The following is a 21921-nucleotide window of genomic DNA, read 5'->3' on the forward strand; positions in this document are numbered from 1 at the left end:
AACAAAAAAAGGAAACCCGAAGATTTCCTTTTTTCAACACATGCAAACATAAGAGCTTATGCAGCTTGCTCAAACCCCATTACTCCCAACATATTCAAAATCAAAAGAATGATAACAATAGGACAGACATATTTAATAAAGAACATCCAACCTCCACGAAATGGCCCTTTAAAGCCGGGTGCGCCGGAAGCTAATTCATCTGCATAGTCAGAAATTTTCGATGCCCAACCTGTGTACAAAGCAAGCATCAAACAAATTACGATCACCGCAAAGGTGCCAAAGACAAAATCCATTATCCCAAAGAATCCTTCCAGCCTGTTGCCAAAAAAGTTGATATGCAGATTGGCAAAGAAAGTACCCGGAATCTGGGAAAGCGCAGAAGGCACTGAAAGAGCCATTGCTGATATACCTACTGTCCATGTAGCACGTTTTCTATTCCATTTTCTATCATCAATCAAATATGCCACCGGTACTTCCAGCATGGAAATAGTAGAGGTTAGAGCTGCTACCATAAGTAGGATAAAAAACAATCCGCCTACGATATTACCACCCGGCATAGCGTCAAATACTTTTGGCAACACATCAAAAACCAAAGCCGGACCGGCAGCAGGATCTTTACCCGGAAGTAATGCAAATAAAGCCGGAAAAATCATCAATCCACCCAAAAGAGCGACAGAGGTATCCATTCCCGCAATCCATCCGCCAGATTGGATAACGTTTGATTTTTTAGGCAAATAAGACCCAAAAGTAATCATCAAACCCCACCCCACAGACATAGAAAAGAAGGCCTGTCCCAAGGCCTGAAGTATTACTGCTCCACTAATTTTGGAGAAATCCGGCTTTAAATAATACTCTATCCCTGCTGAAGCTCCTTCCAAAGTAACTGAACGTCCCGCAATAAAAATGATAATAATAAATAAAACCGGCATCAGGAATTTGGATGCTTTTTCTATACCTCCGGATACTCCACCCAATACGATCAATATAGTCATTAATATAAACACAAATGTCAATGGAATAACATACATAGGTGTCTTTACAAAGACCGCAAAATCAATCGGAATATTGATAATCTCCGTAAAAATATAGCCAACAGTCCAGCCTGCTATCACAGAATAGTAACTGAACACAAAAAAGCAAACCAAAACACAAAGTACCCCCGCACTCTGCCAAAAGCGGTTACCTCCTGTCTCGCGAATAGCCCCAATGGGATTCTTACCTGATTTTCTACCTAATGCTATTTCATTAAACAATAATGGCAAAGCAATGAATAGTACACAAATTATATATACAAAAACGAAGGCTCCACCTCCATACTCACCGACTAGATAAGGGAATCTCCAGATGTTTCCCAAGCCCACTGCGGATCCTGCTGCGGCCATGATAAAGCCAAGACTCGATCCCCATTGACCTCTTTCTTCGGTATCGTTGCTAACTGCCATAAATTATTCTAAAATTAAATAAGGGTGTATAAACTGCTTTTTAAGATCGGGCTAAGATAATTTGTTTTGCCAAAATACCAATTGCCTCCCGGAAAGTTTTAGGCTCAAAACCAAGCTGTTCCCGAGCTTTTGAGATAATAAAACCTGTTTTTAAAGGCCTTTTTGCCGGCTGGGTAAACGTACTCGAATCAGCCCGCTTTATTAATTCTTTGTTAAGTCCAAAGAACTCAGCCGTAATAGTTGCCATTTCATAGGGAGTCAGAAAATCAGACCCTGAAATATTAAAAACTCCCTCGACTTCTTTTTCAGCGATCAAAATACAACCTGCAGCCAGATCTTCAGCAAGTGTCGGGGTGCGGAATTGATCATCTACCAATGGGATTTCCTTGCCTGCTTCCAGTGAGGATTTCACCCAAAGCACAATGTTCGTCCGGCTCATATCATGGGCTATCCCAAAAACCAATACTGTTCGGGCAATAGCCCATTTAGTCTTACAACCCATGACCATCTCCTCGCCTTTCAGCTTGGTTTCTCCATAGTAATTGACCGGTGCCGGCTCAGCATTTTCGTCTAAAGGCCCTTCTTTTCCCGAGAATATGAAATCTGTAGACAAAAATATAAAATGGGCTTGAGCCGCTTCGGCGGCCTTGATCAAATAAGCTGTAGCGTTGACATTTGCGTCGTAACAGGCATCTTGATTCAGTTCACATTGATCCACATGGGTCATCGCTGCTCCATGGATAATGATATCCGGTTTGATTTCAGCCAAGGTTTTTCCTACCTCTGCCTCACTCGTAATATCAAGAGAAACGTATTCAAATCCGGTACCCGGCAACCTGCATTCACCTTTGCCACTTGCTATTACCTGAAATGCTTCTTTTTCGGTCAATTGAGCCACGAGCTTTTGACCAAGCAGACCATTTGCACCGGTGATAAAAACTTTCTTTTTACTTCTCATCTGCATAGGTGTAGCCATATTCTTTTTCAATTTTCTTTCGGGACATTTTGTCCACAGTTACTTTCATGAAAACCCGCTCTACGGGACTATCCCGCTGGGTAGGGAGATTTGAAATCGCATCGGCAACTTCAAGTCCTTGGATTACTTCTCCAAAAACAGTGTATTCCTTATCCAAATGCGGTGTTCCGCCTACAGTAGTATAGGCTTCTATCTGCTCGGGAGTAAAATCCTTAGTCAACTTAATATTCAATGATTTTTCCAGTTCTTCCCTTTTGGAGAGAAGCATTGTTGTCAAACTATCATACTTCTGCTCATTATAAAGTCGAACATATTCTTTTTTCAATTCTGCCTGGCTTCCCAATTCCATGTATTTCATAAAAGCTTTCTGAAGCGGTACCATATCCGTGGTTAATTCCAACTCATTATATACTTTTCCGATCACTATATAGAACTGTGAACCGTTTGATCTTCTTTCCGGATTGATTCCGTCCCCCTGACGGGCAGCAGCGATCATTCCCTTTTTGTGGTAATGATTCGGTCGAATTTCTGCCGGCAAGGTTGGCCATTCCTGAGCTGGCAAATTTTCCTTCGTGAACACATCACCTCCCTGAACCATAAAATTTTTGATCACTCGCTGAAATTCCGTGGAATCAAATCTACCGGCTTCAGCCAATTTGATAAAATTGGATTTGTGCTCAGGCGTGTCGTCAAAGAGTACCGCCACTATGTTACCGTGACTTGTCTCTATCGTGATCACATAATCTTTATCAGCTGCACAGGCGAATGAGCTGGCGCAAAGGAAGAGAAAAAGTAACGTTCTTAGAAATCTCATTTATTCAGTGTTGTTTTAATTTGATCCAATATGGCTCTTCCGCCTACGGCAAAAACCTTGTCTGCCAACTCCTGTCCCAGCTTTTCGGGCTCGTCTGCACTCCCTTTCACTTCAATAGAAATCCTCTCCCTTCCATCCAAGCTCACAATCCCGCCTTTTAGGCTGACTTGGTCACTGTCAAGATTTGCCAGCGCAAACACAGGAATGCTGCATCCCCCTTCAAGTACTCTTAGATATGCCCGCTCGGCACGCAGCCTCAAGGAAGTTTCGCGGTGATTACATGCGGCTGCAATCATAGCCTTTACTTCCGGGTTTAGTTTTTCGGCAACTTCGATAGCCACAGAGCCCTGCCCCACCGCCGGAGTAAATTCATCCAGATCCAGTTCGCCCACAATCATATGGTCATATTCCATCCGGTGCACTCCTGCGTATGCCAACAATAGCGCATCGCACAATCCCTCTTCCATTTTGCGGATGCGGGTTTGAAGATTTCCCCGAACCTCCACCGTTTTCACATGCGGATAAAAATGCTTCAAGGTAGACACCCGTCGTGTAGATGAAGTACCCAACACAATTTCTTCCTTAAGCGAAACAGATTTATCATGAGAGACAAGCACATCATTTTCTTTTTCACGCTTGGTAAAGGCTATGATTTCAAAACCTTCCGGCAAATTGGATTGCATATCCTTAGCACTATGCACAGCAATATCGATTCTTCCGTCCAACAGTTGATCTTCAAGCTCTTGGGTAAAAACCCCCTTACTACCAATCTTGGCAATGGAAACATCAAGAATTTGGTCTCCTTTGGTATCAATGATCACAATTTCCGTACTCAGTCCCTCTTTTTGCAATAGCTCCTCCACATGATAGGCTTGCCAGAGTGCCAACTTGCTTCCCCGTGTGCCTATTTTCACTAATCGACTCATTGACTTGATATTTTCATAGGGCGCTTATTCACCCCTTCTTCTATAAATTTCACAATTGCAGCGGCGATATCTATACCTGTAGCTTTCTCTATTCCCTCCAAACCAGGAGAGCTATTTACCTCCAAAATCAATGGCCCCCTTGCAGACTGAAGCATATCCACCCCGGCTACATCCAGTCCAAGTGCTTTTGCGGCTCCCAAAGCTGCTTGTTTTTCTGCCCGGCTTAACTTGATAATGGTGGCTTTTCCTCCCCTGTGAAGATTGGATCTGAATTCCCCCTCCGCACCCTGACGCTTCATGGCGCCGACCACTTTTCCATTCACTATGAATGCACGTATATCGGCCCCTTTCGCTTCCTTGATAAATTCCTGAACAATGATTCTAGCCTTCAGTCCATGAAAAGCCTCTATCACTGATTGACTGGCTTTTCTGGTCTCCGCCAAAACAACTCCAAGCCCCTGAGTACCTTCGAGTAATTTGATGATAAGAGGAGCGCCTCCCACGTGCTCGATAATTTGCTTTTCTCCTCCCTTGGAAAAGTTGGTAAAAGCCGTTTTAGGCATTCCCAACCCTGCACTGGACAAGATCTGTAAGCTTCTCAATTTGTCCCGGCTTCTTACTATAGCCTGAGAATTTACTGCAGAGAATGCCCCCATGAGTTCGAATTGGCGCACCACGGCTGTTCCATAAAAAGTAACCGAAGCACCAACTCTGGGAATTACAGCATCTATATCAGTGAGTTTTTCACCCTTGTAGATGATAGAAGGGCCTTCTTGCTCAATGATCAAGTCACAAATACTATGGTTTACAATTGTCGCTTCATGCCCTGCTTTATGAATCGCTTCAAAAAGTCTTTTGGTAGAATACAAATTTGGGTTCCTGGATAGGATTGCAATTTTCATATGAAAATTTTTAGGGGGTATGAGGCATATTCATGACTCTTAAAATAAATCATTAGTCAGTTTATTTTTTTTCTGTATTGTCTAGCCAGATTGACTTTACATACATCTACAAGAAAACGATTTCTAAGGATTTTCCGGCCAAGGAGAATCGCATTTCTCATGCTTGACCGATCCGATAGTGTAAACTCTGCCGAATAGACTTCACCGGCAAGTTCAAAGGTAGTTTCTATCAAATAACGAACCTCTGCATGGCCGAATGAATTTTTCACCTTTTTCTCTCTGAAATGCTCAAAAGTAACCACATCGCCTGTATATGATTTGTGCCCCGGCAGTAGAGGCTGGAATTGCAACACGAGCTTCCCTTTCACTTCGATTACTTTCAGGTTTTCAGCATGAATACTGCTGGTATATGCCCCCGTGTCTACTTTTGCCCATACTAGCTTCAATCCCAGATCAGGGAGAGACACCTTTTCTTTTCTGCCAATTATTTTTTGATCCATATCAGCTGATTTTAGCCATCAATCTGGTCACATTCATAGAAAGATCTGTAAAGATAAATTTAGCATTACCGTTTCTTTCCAGATGATAATGAGCCGTATTAAAGTCGCCATAAAGCTTGCCCACATGCTCTTCTTTAAGGATTTTTCCGCTGATTTTATTGACAAAGTCCCGATCCTCATCATGGGTACGCAGGAGCTCGTCTAGCCCGGCATTCTTCAGAAGTATCTCGCGAAGAACATTCAGACCTGTCAAGACAAGGGATTTTTGCGCTTCTTTATCTGATTTGTGAAAATCATCCGCAAGTCCAAAAATGCTTTTGAAATCGGCTTTGTAACACGACAAAAACCATTCTCTGATTTTTCTCACCTGCAGATCTTCTACCTGCTCCACTAGCCGGTATGCTTCACGCAAATTACCATCTGCCAGCATCGCTATCTGACCTGCGGAGGATTCATCACACAGTCTTTTAGTGATGAGATGGTTTTTCACTTCTTCATCTGAAAAACCACGGATGGTCACTTTCTGAGTTCTCGAAAGTATCGTGGTCAGCAATTGATCGGCATGACCTGTCACCAATATAAAAAGCGTCTTGGGCTGAGGCTCTTCAAGAATTTTCAGCAGCGCATTTGCCGCCGAAGGATGCAGAAATTCAGGCGCCCAGATCATCATTATTTTATACCCTCCTTCGAAAGACATCAAAGAAAGGGCTTGAATAATTTTGCGTGCGGCTCCTTTGGAAATATTTAGCTGCTTCTTCTCGAACTTATTGAAATAGATAAAATCATGCACGTTTCCATAAGGCTGTTCTGTCGCAAACTTTCTCCAGTTTGTCAGTAGATCGACCTTTTCATCATCTTCTTTATCATCCTCCTTGGCGGTGGCAATAGTAGGAAAAGCAAAATTCAGATCTGGCATAACCAATCGGCTCATCCGCTGACAAGAGGCACAAGCCCCACAGGAATCCGTAGTTCCCGGGTTTTCGCAGTACAAATACGTGCACAGCGCCAGAGCCATAGTCAGATTAGCGGAGCCTTCAGGCCCATGAAATAACAGTGCATGCGCCAAATGATTGTTTTTGACAGCGTTGATTAGATTTTCTTTGGTTTCGGGAAGCCCCGGTATAGCTGCGAATTGCATGGATTAATTAATCAGGATGAGGTTTCCCAAATTCTATAGTTTTTGGACATTTCGAAAATTGTGTGTAAGATTTCTTGTTCTTCTATATTCATTTCCATTCCCCGTCTTGCTACCACAGCTTTTGCAGTCTCTATAAATTTCGGAAACAAAAAGGTAGAGAATCCTTCTTCTCCACCCCAAGCAAAGGAAGGAATAAATTTGCGAGGAAACCCCGGACCAAAGACATTGGATCCAATGCCCACCACAGTTCCTGTATTGAACATGGTATTGATTCCGCATTTGGAGTGATCACCCATCATCAACCCACAAAACTGCAAACCCGTGTTGGTATAATTCCCCGTTGTGTAGTCCCAAAGTTTAACTGGAGAATAATTGTTTTTCAGGTTGCTGACATTTGTATCAGCCCCCATATTACACCATTCCCCGACCACAGAATTCCCCAAGAATCCATCATGTCCTTTGTTGCTATAACCAAATATAACCGAGTTGGACACTTCCCCACCAACTTTGGAATGAGGACCCACAGTAGTATCACCTTTTATTTTCGCGCCCATGTTAATCGTAGAATTTTCACAAAGTGCAAATGGGCCACGTATCAATGCGCCTTCTTGTACCTCAGCATTTTTCCCTATATAAATCGGTCCATTCTCCGCATTCAACACTGCTGCCCGAATCACTGCCCCCTCTTCGATAAAAATCTTTTCAGGCGAATAAAGGATCGTATGAGGATCGCTGATTTTGATGGATTTTCTACCTTGGGTGAGTAGGTCGAAATCCTTTTTGATTTCAGCCCCATTGAATTGAAATATATTCCAAGTCTTTAATAATAGAGTTGGCTGCAAATCCATCTGGACAATTTCCTTTCCCTTCACAGCAAGATTCTTTTCTGTTTCGCCTATGTAAGTAGCCAGCAATGTTCTCCCGAAATAAAGCGACTGATTAAAAGAAAGAGACTTTAACCATCTTAAGCTATTCCTATCGGGAAGCCAAGCGCCATTTATAGCCAGCCCCTCACCTACTTTGCGGGAAAATTTATTCTGAAGGTAATCCTGGGTAAGGTACGAAACGGGGGAACCTGTCATCTTTTCCCACTTCTCAGAAATCTTCAGAATTCCTATGCGGATGTCGGCCACTGGCCTGGTAAAAGTAAAAGGGAGCAATGATCCGCGGATGGCGGGATCATCAAACAACAAAATTGAGTCCATGAGGCAAAAATAAAAAAGTCTCCCGGAATCCATGCTCCGGGAGACTTTTTAGCCTGAGATAAGAAAGAATTACTTCTTCTGAGCGTATCTTCTGTTGAATTTCTCAACACGTCCCGCAGTATCAAGCATCATTTTCTTACCTGTATAGAACGGGTGAGACTGAGAGCTCACTTCCACCTTGAACAAAGGATATTCATTGCCATCTTCCCAAGTGATTGTCTCGCTTGTTTCAATGGTCGATTTAGTAAGAAACTTAAACTCACTAGATGTGTCGTAGAAAACGACGTCTCTGTAGTTTGGATGGATATCAGCTTTCATATTATTGCTAGTTATATAGTACCTCTTTCAAATGAGGCACAAAGTTACCATTTTTCAGAAAATCCACCAAATCTTTGTCAAGTATTTCTATGTCAATTGATCAAAAGGATTTAAAAAGTCGATTCAAGAACACAAAATAAGGGATTTTCAATGAGATAATTTTTAGATTTAGCTGATGCTAAAGATATCCAGTCCCCATCCGAGCTTTTGCTTGCCTATACTTATAGGCACATTTTTATTATCATCTTTTGCCTTTTCACAGGGAAGTTATATTCCATTCGACAGGGATTATTACCAAAAGATCGAGCGGTACGAAATTCTCCAGGGAAAAAACAATGGGAATTTCCATTCAGGTACAAAACCTTACCGAAGAGATCATGTGGCGGCATACTTGGACAGTCTCGCAGGTGACGCCGTCATCCGCTCTAGATCTGACCTGTTCAACCTTGCTTATTTGAGTCAAGACAATTGGGAATTTATTAGCAGAGAAACACCGGAATCAAAAAAGCCTTTCTTGAAAGGACTATATCGCAGACCCGGAGACTTTGCACATTATTATAGTGATGAGTTTGATATCCATTTAAGTCCTGTCATCTACCTAAATGGCGGCATTGAACAGGACAACGACCAAAGCCCAAATCGACTTTCGCGCGGAGTAGTTCTTCGAGGATCAATAGATAAGAAAGTGGGTTTTTACACTTATTTCACTTCCTCTGAAGCATTTTTCCCAAGCTGGACAAAAAGCTATGCCGCTCACAACGGAGCTGTTCCCGGAGAAGGTTTTTGGAAAGAATATAATGAGGAAGGTTATAGCTACTTCTCTGCGCTGGGACATGTAAGTTTCAATATCACCAAACACATCCAAATAGAGGTTGGTCATGACAGAAACTTTATCGGGGAAGGCTACAGGTCTTTTTTGCTGTCAGACTTTTCCAATCCTTACATGTTTGTGAAATTAAATACGCAGGTATGGAAATTTCAATTGACCAACATCTGGTCTCAGATGACTGCTGATGCGGATTATGATAGAGGTAGGCCAACCGATGGGAGATATCCGCAGAAATGGTTTTCCTTTCACCGGCTTGGTTTCAATGTGGGCAAAAACCTTAATCTGGGATTCTTCGAATCAGTGATGACCGACAAGGCAGATTTCAATTACTACAATCCTATTGTCTTTTACCGCTGGGTGGAACAATCACTCGGCACTCCAGACAAGGTCATGTTGGGAATGGATTACAAATGGAATTTCTATCCTTCCATGCAGCTTTATGGACAATTTGCGCTGGATGAATTTGTCTTCTCTGAGTTTTTCGGTCAAGATGGCAAAGGATCCAAGCGGAACAAATACGGGCTGCAAGCAGGATTCAAATACATTAACCTCTTTAAAATATCAAATTTTGATTTACAGTTGGAGTATAATTCGGCAAGACCCTATACTTTCCAAGAGAAATTCGATTTTCAATCCTACAGCAATTGGCGGACACCGCTGACTCATCCCAGAGGAGCCAACTTCCGGGAAATGCTGGGAATTCTCCGATACCAGCCTATTCCAAAACTAAACTTGACTTTATTGGGCATGTACCAACTCTACGGTAGCGATCCGGACAAGGAAACAAATTGGGGCGGTGATATCTTGAAAAACAGACTTGTGGGGAGCCCGACTGGATTATTTGGAAATGAGATAGGGCAGGGAATCGAAAACAAAGTGATCCAGACAAATCTGAATACGAGCTTTATGCTTCGTCATAATTTTTTCATTGATGCATCACACACGCTCAGAAGGAGAACATCTCCCGACCTGGACAGCCCCGAGACCACCCACTACCTTCAACTTGCTTTCCGTTGGAATTTCATCAGACCTGATTACAACTACTAGTTTGAAAACCTCAACTGTCATTTTTACGTAACTTGCGGGATTATTTTACGACTACACGTCTATGAAGACTTATCTGCGAATACTATCCTATGCCAAGCCTTATGGGAAATTCGTGCCTATTTATATCATTTACGCATTTCTTGCCATCGTTTTTGGCTTGCTGAATTTCACCTTGCTCAAACCACTTTTTGATGTGATCTTCGAGCAAGTGGATCCTATCTCGCTTGCTCAATATTCAGAGAAGCCTGAATTCAGTTTTTCTTTGGCCTACTTCTCCCATCTCTTCAACTACAATTTCCTACAGATCGCTGAGGAATTCGGAAAAATGGGCACCCTATATTATGTCTGTGCCATCATCGTCATTTCGGTTTTCCTTTCCAATCTATTCACCTACTTGTCCGGGGTAGTTTTGGCAAAAGTCCGTGCGGTTGTCATCAAACGCATGCGTATGGATATTTTCGGGCAGGTTACCAAACTTCACATCGGCTACTTTAGCAATGAGCGGAAAGGCGATCTAATGTCCAAGATGACCAATGATGTGCAAGAGGTCGAAAACACCATAGTGCAATCACTTCGTGTAGTATTCCGAGAGCCCGTTACCATTATTTTATATTTCCTGGTACTCTTCTTCATGTCTGCCAAGCTGACGCTTTTTACCATATTGATCATCCCGATTACCGGAGCGATCATCGGAGGAATTACCAGAAGACTAAAGAAAAAGGCGGTACAAAGCCAGGAATCTCTCGGCAGAATTGTAAATATTCTCGATGAGACCTTAGGCGGAATGCGGGTGATCAAAGCCTTCAATGCAGAGCGGTTTATGAGAGGCAAATTCGATCAGGAAACTGATTATTATGCCGGTGTGAATGTCAACATGGCTCGCAAGAATGAGCTCGCCTCCCCTATCTCCCAGTTTCTGGGTGTATTTGTGGTAGCAGGGATATTGGTCTATGGAGGAGGATTGGTGCTCAGTGGCAATTCTGACCTCGGTGCTTCTGATTTCATTACTTACATTATTATTTTCACTCAAGTATTAAATCCCGCAAAAGAAATATCCCGCGCGGTCAGCAGCATTCAGAGAGGCATTGCCTCCGCAGAGCGCATATTCACTGTGGTGGACACTCCAACTCAGATCAGCTCTCCTGCTAATCCGGCAGCATTGAGTTTCTTTGAGAAATCAGTAGAAGTTAAAAATGTAAGCTTTGCCTACGAAGACCAGCGAGTACTGAAAGACATTAATTTCACCTTGAATAGAGGTAAAACAATAGCACTAGTCGGACCTTCCGGAGGTGGAAAATCCACACTGGCAGATCTTATCCCAAGATTCTACGACCCTACTGATGGCGAAATCCTTTTAGACGGAAAAAACATCAAAACATTTGAAGTCAAAAATTTACGCAATCTAATGGGAATAGTGACGCAAGAATCCATCTTATTCAACGATACCGTTTTCAACAACATCGCATTTGGAGTAGAGGGAGCAACAGAAGAGCAGGTAGTGGAGGCAGCGAAAATTGCCAATGCACATGAATTTATTAAAAAAATGGAGGATGGGTACCGAACTTCAATCGGAGAACGCGGATCTAAGCTTTCCGGCGGTCAAAGACAGCGGCTTAGCATAGCCCGGGCTGTATTGAAAAACCCTCCGATTCTGATCCTTGACGAAGCTACCTCAGCTTTAGATTCTGAGTCAGAACATTTGGTGCAAGAAGCGCTCACCAAACTAATGAGCAATAGGACTACCCTTGTCATTGCACACAGACTTAGTACGATCCAGCATGCAGACGAGATTTTGGTCATCGAGCAGGGTAAAATAGTACAACGAGGAACACATTTGGAGCTAAGCCAAACAGAGGGCTTATACCAGAAGCTTTCTAGTATTCAGTCGGTTTAGTATATTCGTTAAAACTAATTCTAAATCCCATGAAAAAACTTCACCCAATCCTTCAAATAGCCCTTTTAGTCTATTTTGGTGCTTTTCTTATTTTCTTCATTGCCTTCGATACACTTGGTGGGATCTTTGGCATGGAAGAAATCACATCTGATTCCATGGTGACTATAACACTGATTGGTTTAATTCTATTTCTTGCCGCTTGGGGCAGCAGCTATGCTGCATACAGCAGTCTTTCGTCCCAAATCAAAAAGATGGAAAGCGAAACGCATGCACTTAAGGCTAAAATTTATGATTTCGAACATCCTACTGCTCCGGCAAAGCCAGTTGCTCGTCCATCAAACCCAACCCATGACTCGGATCAGAGCAATATTGCTCCACGCCAGAATTTCACTGACAAATAGTATTTATCCGAAACAGATTTATCAAGGAAACCCTAGCGGTTTCCTTTTTTTTTCAATTTCTAAAAAATGCCCATCCTCAGTTTTTGCTGATCTATGAAAGTGGAAGATAATCCCAGAAGCCGTCTATGATTTCCATCAGCTTACGGAGCATCACTACTACTATTTCCACATGCTCTATGGAAAAGCCGCCGCTCTATTCGCCTATTTTTTTATTAGTTGTGCTTGCATCAAGTTATTCCAAAAAAACTATTGATTCCCAAACTCCAAAACCCAAAACACCAAACGATCTTTTGATTTTGGTGGAATTGAGCATAGAGAAATAATGTCATCCCAAAGCCTTAAACTGTTTAAAAAACTGCTTTCGAGGGAAATTTATGTGAATTCATAAGAATTTTATTTTCCTAAAGCCCTATATTAAGGAAACCAATCAGGTTTTCTTTTTTTATAAATTATGGTAGCTAAAACTTTTGGAAGCGCAGTATCCGGCGTAGATGCTAATATTATCACGATAGAAGTGAATGTGGGACAAGGTACCAGTTTCTTTATGGTGGGGCTACCCGATTCTGCTGTAAAAGAATCCCAGCAGCGGGTGGAAAGTGCCCTGAAATACTTCGGCTACAGAATGCCTCGACAAAAAGTCGTGATAAACCTGGCTCCGGCAGACGTTCGAAAAGAAGGTTCTGCCTATGATTTGCCTATTGCAATGGGAATTTTGCAGGCTTCTGAGCAAGTGGAATTTCCTGAGCTTGAGAATTATATAATTATGGGAGAACTCTCGCTGGACGGTAATCTCAGGCCTATTAAAGGCGTACTTCCAATTGCTATAGAAGCACGGAAGAAAGGCTTCAAAGGCTTTATCCTTCCAGTAGAAAATGCAAAAGAAGCCTCTATTGTCAATAATCTGGATATTATAGGAGTGGCAACTATGCAGCAAGCCACGGATTTTTTGATGGGAGAGTTGCAGATAGCCCCCCTAGTGACAGATACACGAGAGATTTTCTACCATTCGCTGGATGAGATTGAATTTGACTTTGCTGATGTGCAGGGGCAGGAAAACATCAAGCGGGCAATGGAAATCGCTGCCGCAGGTGGACACAATGTGATTATGATTGGCCCTCCCGGGGCAGGAAAGACCATGCTGGCCAAGCGTCTGCCTTCTATTCTTCCACCGCTTACTTTGGTAGAAGCACTGGAAACGACAAAGATTCACTCCGTCGCAGGCAAGCTTGGCAAAAACGGGTCATTGCTGGCAAATCGTCCGTTTCGATCACCCCATCACACAATAAGCGATGTGGCATTGGTAGGTGGGGGCGGAAATCCCCAGCCGGGAGAAATTTCGCTGGCTCACAATGGTGTATTGTTTTTAGATGAATTACCTGAGTTTAAACGCACAGTACTTGAGGTGATGCGCCAGCCGCTGGAGGAGCGAAGGGTGACGATCTCCAGAGCGAAAGTATCCGTGGATTTCCCTTCCAATTTTATGTTGATTGCCAGTATGAACCCATGTCCCTGTGGCTACTATAACCACCCGGAAAAAGAATGTGTCTGTGGGCCTGGGATTGTGCAGCGCTATTTGAACAAAGTTTCGGGTCCTCTGCTGGACCGCATCGATCTTCACGTGGAAGTGACACCGGTCAAATTTGATGAGATGACCTCCACCCGCAAGACCGAATCCAGCAAGGAAATACGTGAACGCGTGATTCTTGGACGGGAAAAACAAAAGGAGCGATTCAAAGATAATCCTGAAGTATTCTGCAATGCCATGATGCCATCACATTTAACGAAGCAAATCTGCCAAATCAATGAAGCGGGCAAGACGCTCTTGAAAACTGCCATGGAAAGGCTGGGATTATCAGCCAGAGCTTATGACAGAATATTGAAAGTGGCCAGAACCATAGCCGATATTTCAGGAAGTGAAGAGATCAAGGTCGAGCATCTTGCCGAAGCTATTCAGTACAGAAGTTTGGATCGTGAAGGCTGGGCGGGCTAGAAATAGATGAACAATTTAAAGCAAAGTCTTCGACAAGAGCCTCTCATGGCAAAATGAAATCTCCTTCACTTTAAGAAAAACCACTCCATTCTACAAACCTACATAACCAAAATCGTCCCGTAGGGACATACTACGGATAGCAAATTAATTTATCGTAACATCAGCCGTGCCTTTAGGTACGGCGCTAAAACATAAACACCAACGCATGACCACCGAAATTCTACTCCGCTACCTTCATTTTATCAGCATATTTGCAATTGTGGGATCACTGGTTTCTGAACATCTTTTGCTTAAGAAAACAATGACCAGAAAAGAAATAAAAAAAATAGCCATAATCGACGGGGTTTATGGAATGGCTGCTCTGACACTTTTGGCCGTTGGCCTTACGCTGTGGTTAGGTGGATATGGGAAGCCAACGGTGTTTTACTCGCTAAACTTCATTTTCCATATCAAAATCACACTTTTTGCCACCATAGGAATACTTTCGATTTATCCGACTGTTTTTTTCATCAAAAACAGAAAAGGTGATCACGAAGAAGTGGTAGCTATTCCCAAATCCATTTTTATGCTACTACGCCTAGAACTCTTGATTCTATTCATCATCCCTCTCTTGGCAGGGTTGATGGCAAAAGGAATTGGGCATTTCGGTTAGACCGTGATGATTTCTCCTTGGATTTGCTAAAGAGTATATCAACCGAGTGGAGAAATCACTTGCAACTTTACCCGATCAAGATGAGGTCTCCTCACTATCCGATCGGGATATGTTCTTCTGGATTGTTCATGAATATGAGCCAACATACTCCTATGGATAAAGCCAAATTGTGCCCCCTGCGAAAACCCAGAGTTCCCCCGCAGTTAATTGACTTGTTTATCTCAGCCCGTTTTCCATATCCTCCAGCAGATCATACAAATGCTCCAATCCTACTGACACTCTGATTAAATTCTGGGGAGTCAAGGTATCTGGACCTTCACTTGCAGCCCTGCGCTCAATCAGACTTTCCACTCCTCCAAGGCTGGTTGCATTGGTAAAGTATTTAAGTTTGGAAATCACACGATCTGCATCCGCGGCATCCCCTTTGACCTGGAAAGACAATAAACCTCCAAATCCCGTCATCTGGTTAGCAGCTATCAAATGTCCTGGATGAGTCTTCAATCCAGGATAATAAACCCTTTCTACGCGATCGTGGCTGGAAAGAAAATTAGCCAAAACAATCGCATGCTCAGCATGACCTTTCATTCGATAAGGCAGCGTCTTGATACTTCTACATAGATAATAACAATCCATTGGCGAAGGAACCGCTCCGCCAGAGATTTGTACATTTTTCACTTTTTCCCAAAATGGCGAAGTCTCTCTGGTAATCAACGCTCCACCCATAATATCTGAATGTCCTCCAAAATACTTGGTGCTTGAATGCATCACGATATCAGCACCAAAATCAATTGGATTTTGAAAAACAGGAGTGGCAAAGGTGTTATCACATGCTAGAATAGCTCCTTTTTCCTTAGCCAGTCTTCCCACAGCACTGATATCAGTAATCTTTAGCAAGGGATTGGAAGGTGTCTCCACCCAAACTAATTTTGTGTTGGATTTGAAGGCATTTTCTACCTCTGCCAAATCGTTCATATCAACGAAAGTGGCTTCCAGCACACCTTTGAAAAGAGAAAGAATCGCATTTTTCAAGCCATGATACATATCCTCAGGCGCAATCAAGTGTGATCCCGGTTCCAGTGCTTGAAAAACCGCAACTCCAGCTGCATTTCCGGAAGAAAAAGCAGCTGCATCGGCACCTTTTTCCAATGCTGCCAGCAATCGCTCCAGTGAATGGCGGTTTGGGTTATTAGCCCTGGCATAGATCATCGACTCGGGCTGATGAATAAAAGTCGTGCTGAGCGTGATCGGCTGTATAACTGGCTTTTCGGAATCAGAGACAATATTTCCTCCGTGAATGGCGAGCGTTTCTAGTTTCATGTGATTATAATTTGATTTTATTTGGCCACCCTGATTAGTCAGGGCAGGCTATGGAATCTTGCATGGTTGATAATCATCCTTCTGCCGAAGCAAACTTGTATGCGGCAGGTAGGTTCGGGACAAGTCCCGGTTAGGTCATTCCTGTCTTTCTCAGGCAGACTCGATTTCATATGATGGTTGTTAATACTTGCAAAAGGGTGAACCTGAAATTACCATTATTTCCGATGCGCCCGCAAAGAATTTGTAAAATGCAATGAAGTTCGGGAAAACTTTTATCTCTATTCCAACCTTCTATCTGTCAAATAACTCTCTTAGGTATAAAACAATTCTATGAATGTTCAAAAGCTAGACTCAAACCTGATATCCAAAGTCCTCCGAGGAGACAGATCCGCGCAGTTTCAGCTTTTTGAACAGACCAAAGGCATGCTTTATACTACTTGCTATAGGATAGTGAACGATGAGGATGAAGCAAATGATGTGCTTCAGGATTCTTACGTGGAGATTTTCCAAAAAATCAATGCGCTAAAGCATCCGGAAGCACTAATTGGTTGGATGAAAACGATCACAGTTCGTAAGGCGATTTTACAGAGTAAAAAGAAAATCCACTTCGAACCGATAGAAAATGTAGAAATGGAATCAAATGAGGCCTTTGATTCTTGGTTTGATGCAGAGATGCTCGATCAGGCTATTTTGAGTTTACCGGCAGGAGCCAGAGCAGTATTTCTGCTTTTGTCAGTGGAAGGATATTCCCATAAAGAGTCCGCAGAAATGTTGGGGATTTCCGAGAGTACTTCCAAGTCCCAGTTGCATTATGCTAAGGCACTGTTGAAAAAGCGAATTACTAAACTACTGCAAGTATGAATAAGTATAATCCAAAACAAGATTTATGGAGTAAGATTCAGCAGCGGAAGGATTTCGACCTTCAGGTAAAGGAGCATGTAGCGAATCTTCCTGAGAGAATGCCTAAAGCCGATCTCTGGAACACCATAGAACGCGAACTTGACAACAAAACCCCAGTAATTCCCCTGTGGAAATACGGACTGGTAGCTGCTTCCATCGCATTGATTTTGGCTGTTTCCAGCATTGCGTATCTGAAATTTGGAGACAAGGATGTGAAACCTCAATTGATCACTGAGGTGAATGCTCCTTCTCCTGAACTTATAATCCCTGATGAAAAACCTATCGCTGAAACAGAATCTCCTTTAAATGCAGCTGTAGAATCTCAACTGGAAAAAACTAGAACAAATGCATCCCCTAAGCAGCCTGTCAAGAGGGAGACAATTGTTGCCATCGAGCTCCCCAAGCTTGATTTAGAAGATCTAGCCATTGAAAATACGGTGGTTTCTGAGTTGAAAGCTCCATCCATTCCCGAACCGGAGGAGCTACAGACACTGCATAGAGTCAAAATATCATGGGGATTTCAGGACAAGAAAAAACTCCAGACCACCTTCGGCTCTAGCAACCCTGAGAACATTGATAACCAACAAATCGGGAGATCTGAACAACCCAAAAATTCCATTAAGATAAATTTTCAAAAACAGTAAACAGCTAAATTTTCAAACTAAAATCATCATGAAAAGAATCCTACTCGTTTCTTGCCTGGCAATGCTATGCGCTTTTCAAGCCTCCGCCCAGGCAGTAGAAAACAAACTTTCCGCTTCCAATCAGGAATGGCTGGATAGAGATTGGCCGGTAACCGACACACTTGTATTTGATTTTCCAAATGAAAGCAAATTGGTCTTGTATTTTAATAACACAGAATTCACCACACAGGAGCTGACAGAGGAGTTTGAACCCTTACTTCGAAAAGCAACCAATTTTCCCGAATTCATCACCATTGCTTACCGGCTTGGTGAAAATTTCCCTTCCACCGGTTTAAAACATGTGAAATACCAACTTGAGAAAAAATACATTCCTTACATAGACAGTCTGGAAATGACCTTTCCTGTTGGTCTGGACTATACAGGAGGAGATTTTACGCCGGTAGTTGGATTCAGAGCCCTTGTGAATTGGCGCAATTTCTCACTTGGAGGATCCGTCACCAACACGGTTTATTTCCCTGAGCGGATAGAAAACAACGTCAAAGTGAACAGTAACTGGTTTGCAAATGCAGAATTCGCTTGGGAATTCGGAAACTCGGAGAGATCGAGAAGAAATATCTTTGGAGTGGGTTACTTGATCAATGAAAACAAAAGTCAACTATTCAGCGGTACCACGATGCAGGCGTATTACAATAGAAAATTGAGCAAACATATTTCCATCCAAGTAGGTGTGATCAGTACTGAGAACTTCAAAACCTTCTATCCTACTGTGGGTATTAGGTTCTGGTAGGAAATTTTTCTTTAAAACCTAAAAAGCCAGCGATCTGCTGGCTTTTTAGGTTTGGAGCTGAAAAAGTCTAATGTCTTGATTCTTATATCTAGCCTCTATTTTACCTGATTCTATCCACTGATTTGATCAAGGCTTCATCTTTTCTGATAAATCGATTGGCAAGCATATTACATACCATTGCTACCAAAATCGCCCAGAAGCCAATTTGGTACTCACCGTTATCAGTAGCAGCCAGTTCTGTATTCTGACTATTCGTGATTAAAAAAACAATTGCGACCAGGCCTACCATTAACAAAGAATTCATCATATTGATCATCATCTGTCTACCCCGATTTCTATATTGGAAGATAGAAATAATAGCCAAAAGCCCTACGAATGATGCCAGCGCAGCAATATACCAATTAGAGGACGTCTGAAGCACCTCCCCGGCAGCACTTCTCTGCTCCAAAAACAAAGCATTGAGATCCCATATTTCTCCGGAATCTGCTACTTCTTGTACCCAAAGGTCTAAGCCCAAAGTCAATCCCATGGCAACAGCCACGAGGAAAAGGAAAACTGATTGTAAGCGCTGGATCATTTCTTTCTGATTTTTTGGCAAAGAAAAGGCCTTATGACTTCATTACCAAGGAAAGCAGGTTTCTCGCCGTGATTTGCTTGGGAATAGTATCTTTGCAGCCGTATGAGTGAGCGCAAAAGATATTTCTTGGACTTAAGCTATAAAGGCACACGCTATCATGGATGGCAAATCCAAGAAAACGCATTTACTGTCCAAGAGGCCTTGGAAGCAGGACTTTCTACTTACTTTCGAAATCCTATCTCTGTGATGGGAAGCGGACGCACAGATACAGGTGTGCATGCAAGCATGCAGGTTTGCCATTTTGATACCGAACAAGAAATAGATAGAAGCAAATTTCTCCGGGCTATTAATGGCATATTGCCTAAGGACATTTCGATCAATGCTATCCGTGAGGTCAAAGAGGATGCTCATGCAAGATTCAGTGCCAAAAGCAGATCATATATCTATCGGATGATTTTACAAAAAAGTCCGTTTATAGAAGACTATGTCTGGAGACATTATTTCAATCCGGATATACACCGAATGAATGAGGCGGCCAAAATCCTTTTGGAACATCAGGATTTTGAGTGTTTCAGCAAGGTGCATACAGCAGTTAAACATTTTCGCTGTGAAATAAAATCGGCTCATTGGGAACAAAAAGATGGTGAATTGCAATTTCATATAACTGCGAACCGATTTTTGCGTGGAATGGTAAGGGCAATCGTGGGAACTCTCGTGGATATAGGGCTTGGCAAAATAGAATCTGCGGAAATGCATCAAATCATTGAATCACGAAATCGAAAGAAGGCAGGAAAATCAGCACCTGCATGCGGGCTATTTTTAAGCCACATTGAATATTCAGAAGACATTTATTTAGACTAGTTTACCTTGAGCTTAGAACAAGAAAAAACCTCCTCCGGCGAAATCGTCGATTCGAAAGTACTCAAGCAGTTATACGGCTTTGTGAAACCATACAAAGTTCAGTTCTACTTTCTGATCTTTCTTACCGTCGCTCTGGCTATTTTGGCTCCTACCCGCCCCTATTTTATCCAGATAGCAATAGATGACTATGTGGCTGTAGGCGACAGTGCAGGACTTTTGCGCATTATCTATTTGCTCATAGGGTTAATGATCGTGCAGGCCTTGGTGCAATGGGCTCACACTTATTACTCCGGCTGGATCGGCCAAGTGATCATCCGGGACATTCGTGTTAAGCTCTATAAACACCTCCTAAAGCTTCGCCTAAAATTCTTCGACAACACTCCAATCGGAAGACTGGTCACTAGAAATATCTCTGATATAGAAACGCTTGCGGATGTATTCTCCGAAGGATTGGCGGCAATTATCGGAGACCTTTTACAGCTGGTGACTATCCTCGGTGTCATGTTTTTTATCGACTGGAAGCTTACGCTGGTAAGTCTATCCACCTTGCCACTGATGATTATTTCCACCTATGTGTTTAAGGAAAAAATCAAGGTAACTTTCAATGATGTAAGAAATGCCGTTTCCAATTTGAATTCTTTCTTGCAGGAACATATCACAGGTATGAATATCGTACAGATTTTCAACCGTGAAGACCGGGAGTTCGAAAAATTCAAAGAAATAAACAAAGAACACAGAAGAGCACATATACGCTCGGTTCTCTATTATTCAATTTATTTCCCGGTGGCTGAAATTATCCAGGCGATTGGAATAGGTCTTGTGGTCTGGTACGGAGCAGTAGGAGTCTTGGGAATGCAAATCGAAATTGGGGTTTTGATATCCTTCATTATGTATCTGCAGCTTTTCTTCCGGCCTATTCGGATGATTGCAGACAGATTCAACACACTTCAGATGGGTGTGGTAAGTTCCTCCCGCATTTTCAAGCTGCTTGAAAGCGACGAGCACATCGCAAACGAAGGAAGTTACAGCCCCTCCAAAGTCAGGGGAAATATCAAATTGGAAAATGTCTGGTTTGCCTATGTAGATGAAGACTACGTGCTAAAAGACATCAGTTTCGAGGTAGAATCAGGCCAGACAGTCGCACTCGTGGGAGCGACAGGAGCGGGCAAATCATCCATTATAAATTTGATTTCCAGATTCTACGAAATCAATAAAGGAGATATTACAATCGATGGGCATGATATACGTGAATTTGAACTTGACACTTTACGCAAGCACATCGGAGTAGTCCTTCAGGATGTTTTCCTGTTTTCCAATACAATTTTCTACAATATCACGTTAGGTAATCCCGACATCACCCGAGAACAAGTGATGCATGCTGCCGAACTTGCCGGTGCAAAACGCTTTATAGAAAGGCTTCCGGGCGGGCTTGATTACAATGTGATGGAACGTGGATCTACACTTTCTGTCGGCCAGCGCCAATTGATATCTTTTGTAAGAGCTATGGTTTATAATCCGGAAATAATCATTCTGGATGAAGCCACCTCCTCTGTTGATACAGAAACAGAGGAATTGATTCAGGAATCCATAGAAACGATGATGACAGGAAGAACATCCATTGTAATCGCGCATAGGCTATCCACTATCCAAAAAGCGGATAAAATCATAGTTCTGCACAAAGGGAAAATAGTAGAAACGGGGACACATGATTCTCTATTGGAATTGGGAGGCTATTACACCCAATTGCATCAGATGCAACTCAAAACCATGGCGATTTAGCCTGATTATTGGATTCAATTTA

At 42.6% G+C, this 21921-nt stretch carries 21 protein-coding genes; 10 read left to right on the forward strand and 11 right to left on the reverse strand.

The window, feature by feature from the left end; genetic code table 11:
• Positions 1–56 precede the first annotated feature (56 nt).
• From ID165_RS17530 to ID165_RS17570, 9 genes are all read right to left on the reverse strand, one after another.
• Complete coding sequence (locus ID165_RS17530; protein WP_192346488.1) at positions 57–1442, reverse strand: sodium-dependent transporter; 1386 nt, start codon at positions 1440–1442, stop codon at positions 57–59.
• A gap of 40 nt (positions 1443–1482) precedes the next feature.
• Positions 1483–2418: an SDR family oxidoreductase gene (locus tag ID165_RS17535; protein ID WP_192351646.1), complete on the reverse strand. Its 936-nt coding sequence runs from the start codon at positions 2416–2418 to the stop codon at positions 1483–1485.
• Positions 2390–3232 carry a peptidylprolyl isomerase gene (locus tag ID165_RS17540; protein ID WP_192346490.1) on the reverse strand — a complete coding sequence of 281 codons (843 nt, stop codon included), beginning with the start codon at positions 3230–3232 and terminating at the stop codon, positions 2390–2392. The genes ID165_RS17535 and ID165_RS17540 overlap by 29 nt, the downstream gene beginning before the upstream one ends.
• Positions 3229–4158 carry a hydroxymethylbilane synthase gene (gene hemC, locus ID165_RS17545; protein ID WP_192346492.1) on the reverse strand — a complete coding sequence of 310 codons (930 nt, stop codon included), beginning with the start codon at positions 4156–4158 and terminating at the stop codon, positions 3229–3231. The genes ID165_RS17540 and hemC overlap by 4 nt, the downstream gene beginning before the upstream one ends.
• Entirely contained in the window at positions 4155–5060 is a 906-nt protein-coding gene (rimK, locus tag ID165_RS17550) for a 30S ribosomal protein S6--L-glutamate ligase (protein WP_192346494.1), read from the reverse strand. The genes hemC and rimK overlap by 4 nt, the downstream gene beginning before the upstream one ends.
• Before the next feature lie 56 nt (positions 5061–5116).
• The gene (locus ID165_RS17555; protein ID WP_192346495.1) at positions 5117–5560 is read right to left on the reverse strand and encodes a RimK/LysX family protein; all 444 of its coding nucleotides are present in this window, start codon (positions 5558–5560) and stop codon (positions 5117–5119) included.
• A 1-nt stretch (position 5561) separates the two neighbouring features.
• Positions 5562–6698 (reverse strand): ATP-binding protein, encoded by a 1137-nt coding sequence (locus ID165_RS17560; protein WP_192346497.1) that lies wholly within the window; start codon positions 6696–6698, stop codon positions 5562–5564.
• An 11-nt stretch (positions 6699–6709) separates the two neighbouring features.
• On the reverse strand, positions 6710–7903 hold the full coding sequence (locus ID165_RS17565) for a GlmU family protein (RefSeq protein WP_192346499.1): 1194 nt from the start codon (positions 7901–7903) through the stop codon (positions 6710–6712).
• A gap of 69 nt (positions 7904–7972) precedes the next feature.
• The gene (locus ID165_RS17570; protein WP_057939325.1) at positions 7973–8221 is read right to left on the reverse strand and encodes a type B 50S ribosomal protein L31; all 249 of its coding nucleotides are present in this window, start codon (positions 8219–8221) and stop codon (positions 7973–7975) included.
• Positions 8222–8396: 175 nt separating this feature from the next.
• Between ID165_RS17570 and ID165_RS17575 the strand changes: the two genes are divergently transcribed.
• The 5 genes from ID165_RS17575 (at position 8397) to ID165_RS17595 (ending at position 15034) form a co-directional block, all read left to right on the forward strand.
• On the forward strand, positions 8397–10097 hold the full coding sequence (locus ID165_RS17575; RefSeq protein ID WP_225586819.1) for a hypothetical protein: 1701 nt from the start codon (positions 8397–8399) through the stop codon (positions 10095–10097).
• Between the two features lie 61 nt (positions 10098–10158).
• Positions 10159–11991, forward strand: a complete 1833-nt coding sequence (locus ID165_RS17580; protein WP_192346501.1) for an ABC transporter ATP-binding protein — start codon at positions 10159–10161, stop codon at positions 11989–11991.
• 29 nt (positions 11992–12020) lie between these two features.
• Positions 12021–12392 (forward strand): hypothetical protein, encoded by a 372-nt coding sequence (locus tag ID165_RS17585; RefSeq protein ID WP_192346503.1) that lies wholly within the window; start codon positions 12021–12023, stop codon positions 12390–12392.
• Between the two features lie 451 nt (positions 12393–12843).
• Positions 12844–14382, forward strand: a complete 1539-nt coding sequence (locus ID165_RS17590; RefSeq protein ID WP_192346505.1) for a YifB family Mg chelatase-like AAA ATPase — start codon at positions 12844–12846, stop codon at positions 14380–14382.
• 205 nt (positions 14383–14587) lie between these two features.
• A complete protein-coding gene (locus tag ID165_RS17595; RefSeq protein ID WP_192346508.1) occupies positions 14588–15034 on the forward strand; it encodes a DUF2214 family protein in 447 nt (148 codons plus the stop codon).
• 216 nt (positions 15035–15250) lie between these two features.
• Here the strand turns inward: ID165_RS17595 and ID165_RS17600 are convergent, their stop codons facing one another.
• Positions 15251–16351 carry a PLP-dependent aspartate aminotransferase family protein gene (locus ID165_RS17600; RefSeq protein WP_192346510.1) on the reverse strand — a complete coding sequence of 367 codons (1101 nt, stop codon included), beginning with the start codon at positions 16349–16351 and terminating at the stop codon, positions 15251–15253.
• A 330-nt stretch (positions 16352–16681) separates the two neighbouring features.
• Here ID165_RS17600 and ID165_RS17605 point away from each other — a divergent pair, with 330 nt between their 5' ends.
• From ID165_RS17605 to ID165_RS17615, 3 genes are read left to right on the forward strand one after another with little or no spacing between them, the layout of a single operon-like run.
• A complete protein-coding gene (locus tag ID165_RS17605) occupies positions 16682–17212 on the forward strand; it encodes an RNA polymerase sigma factor (protein WP_192346512.1) in 531 nt (176 codons plus the stop codon).
• The gene (locus ID165_RS17610; protein ID WP_192346514.1) at positions 17209–17895 is read left to right on the forward strand and encodes a hypothetical protein; all 687 of its coding nucleotides are present in this window, start codon (positions 17209–17211) and stop codon (positions 17893–17895) included. Before ID165_RS17605 ends, ID165_RS17610 begins: the two co-directional genes overlap by 4 nt.
• Before the next feature lie 28 nt (positions 17896–17923).
• Complete coding sequence (locus tag ID165_RS17615; RefSeq protein ID WP_192346517.1) at positions 17924–18682, forward strand: hypothetical protein; 759 nt, start codon at positions 17924–17926, stop codon at positions 18680–18682.
• 100 nt (positions 18683–18782) lie between these two features.
• Here ID165_RS17615 and ID165_RS17620 read toward each other — a convergent pair whose 3' ends face one another.
• Positions 18783–19259 (reverse strand): DUF4293 domain-containing protein, encoded by a 477-nt coding sequence (locus ID165_RS17620; RefSeq protein ID WP_192346519.1) that lies wholly within the window; start codon positions 19257–19259, stop codon positions 18783–18785.
• Between the two features lie 102 nt (positions 19260–19361).
• On the opposite strand from ID165_RS17620, the gene truA reads away from it, so the two are divergent.
• Together truA and ID165_RS17630 are read left to right on the forward strand one after the other, a co-directional pair.
• The gene (truA, locus tag ID165_RS17625) at positions 19362–20120 is read left to right on the forward strand and encodes a tRNA pseudouridine(38-40) synthase TruA (protein WP_192346521.1); all 759 of its coding nucleotides are present in this window, start codon (positions 19362–19364) and stop codon (positions 20118–20120) included.
• Between the two features lie 6 nt (positions 20121–20126).
• The gene (locus ID165_RS17630) at positions 20127–21899 is read left to right on the forward strand and encodes an ABC transporter ATP-binding protein (protein WP_192346523.1); all 1773 of its coding nucleotides are present in this window, start codon (positions 20127–20129) and stop codon (positions 21897–21899) included.
• The last annotated feature ends 22 nt before the right edge of the window (positions 21900–21921 follow it).

Origin of the sequence: Algoriphagus sp. Y33 (assembly GCF_014838715.1) — a bacterium.
Classification (GTDB): domain Bacteria; phylum Bacteroidota; class Bacteroidia; order Cytophagales; family Cyclobacteriaceae; genus Algoriphagus.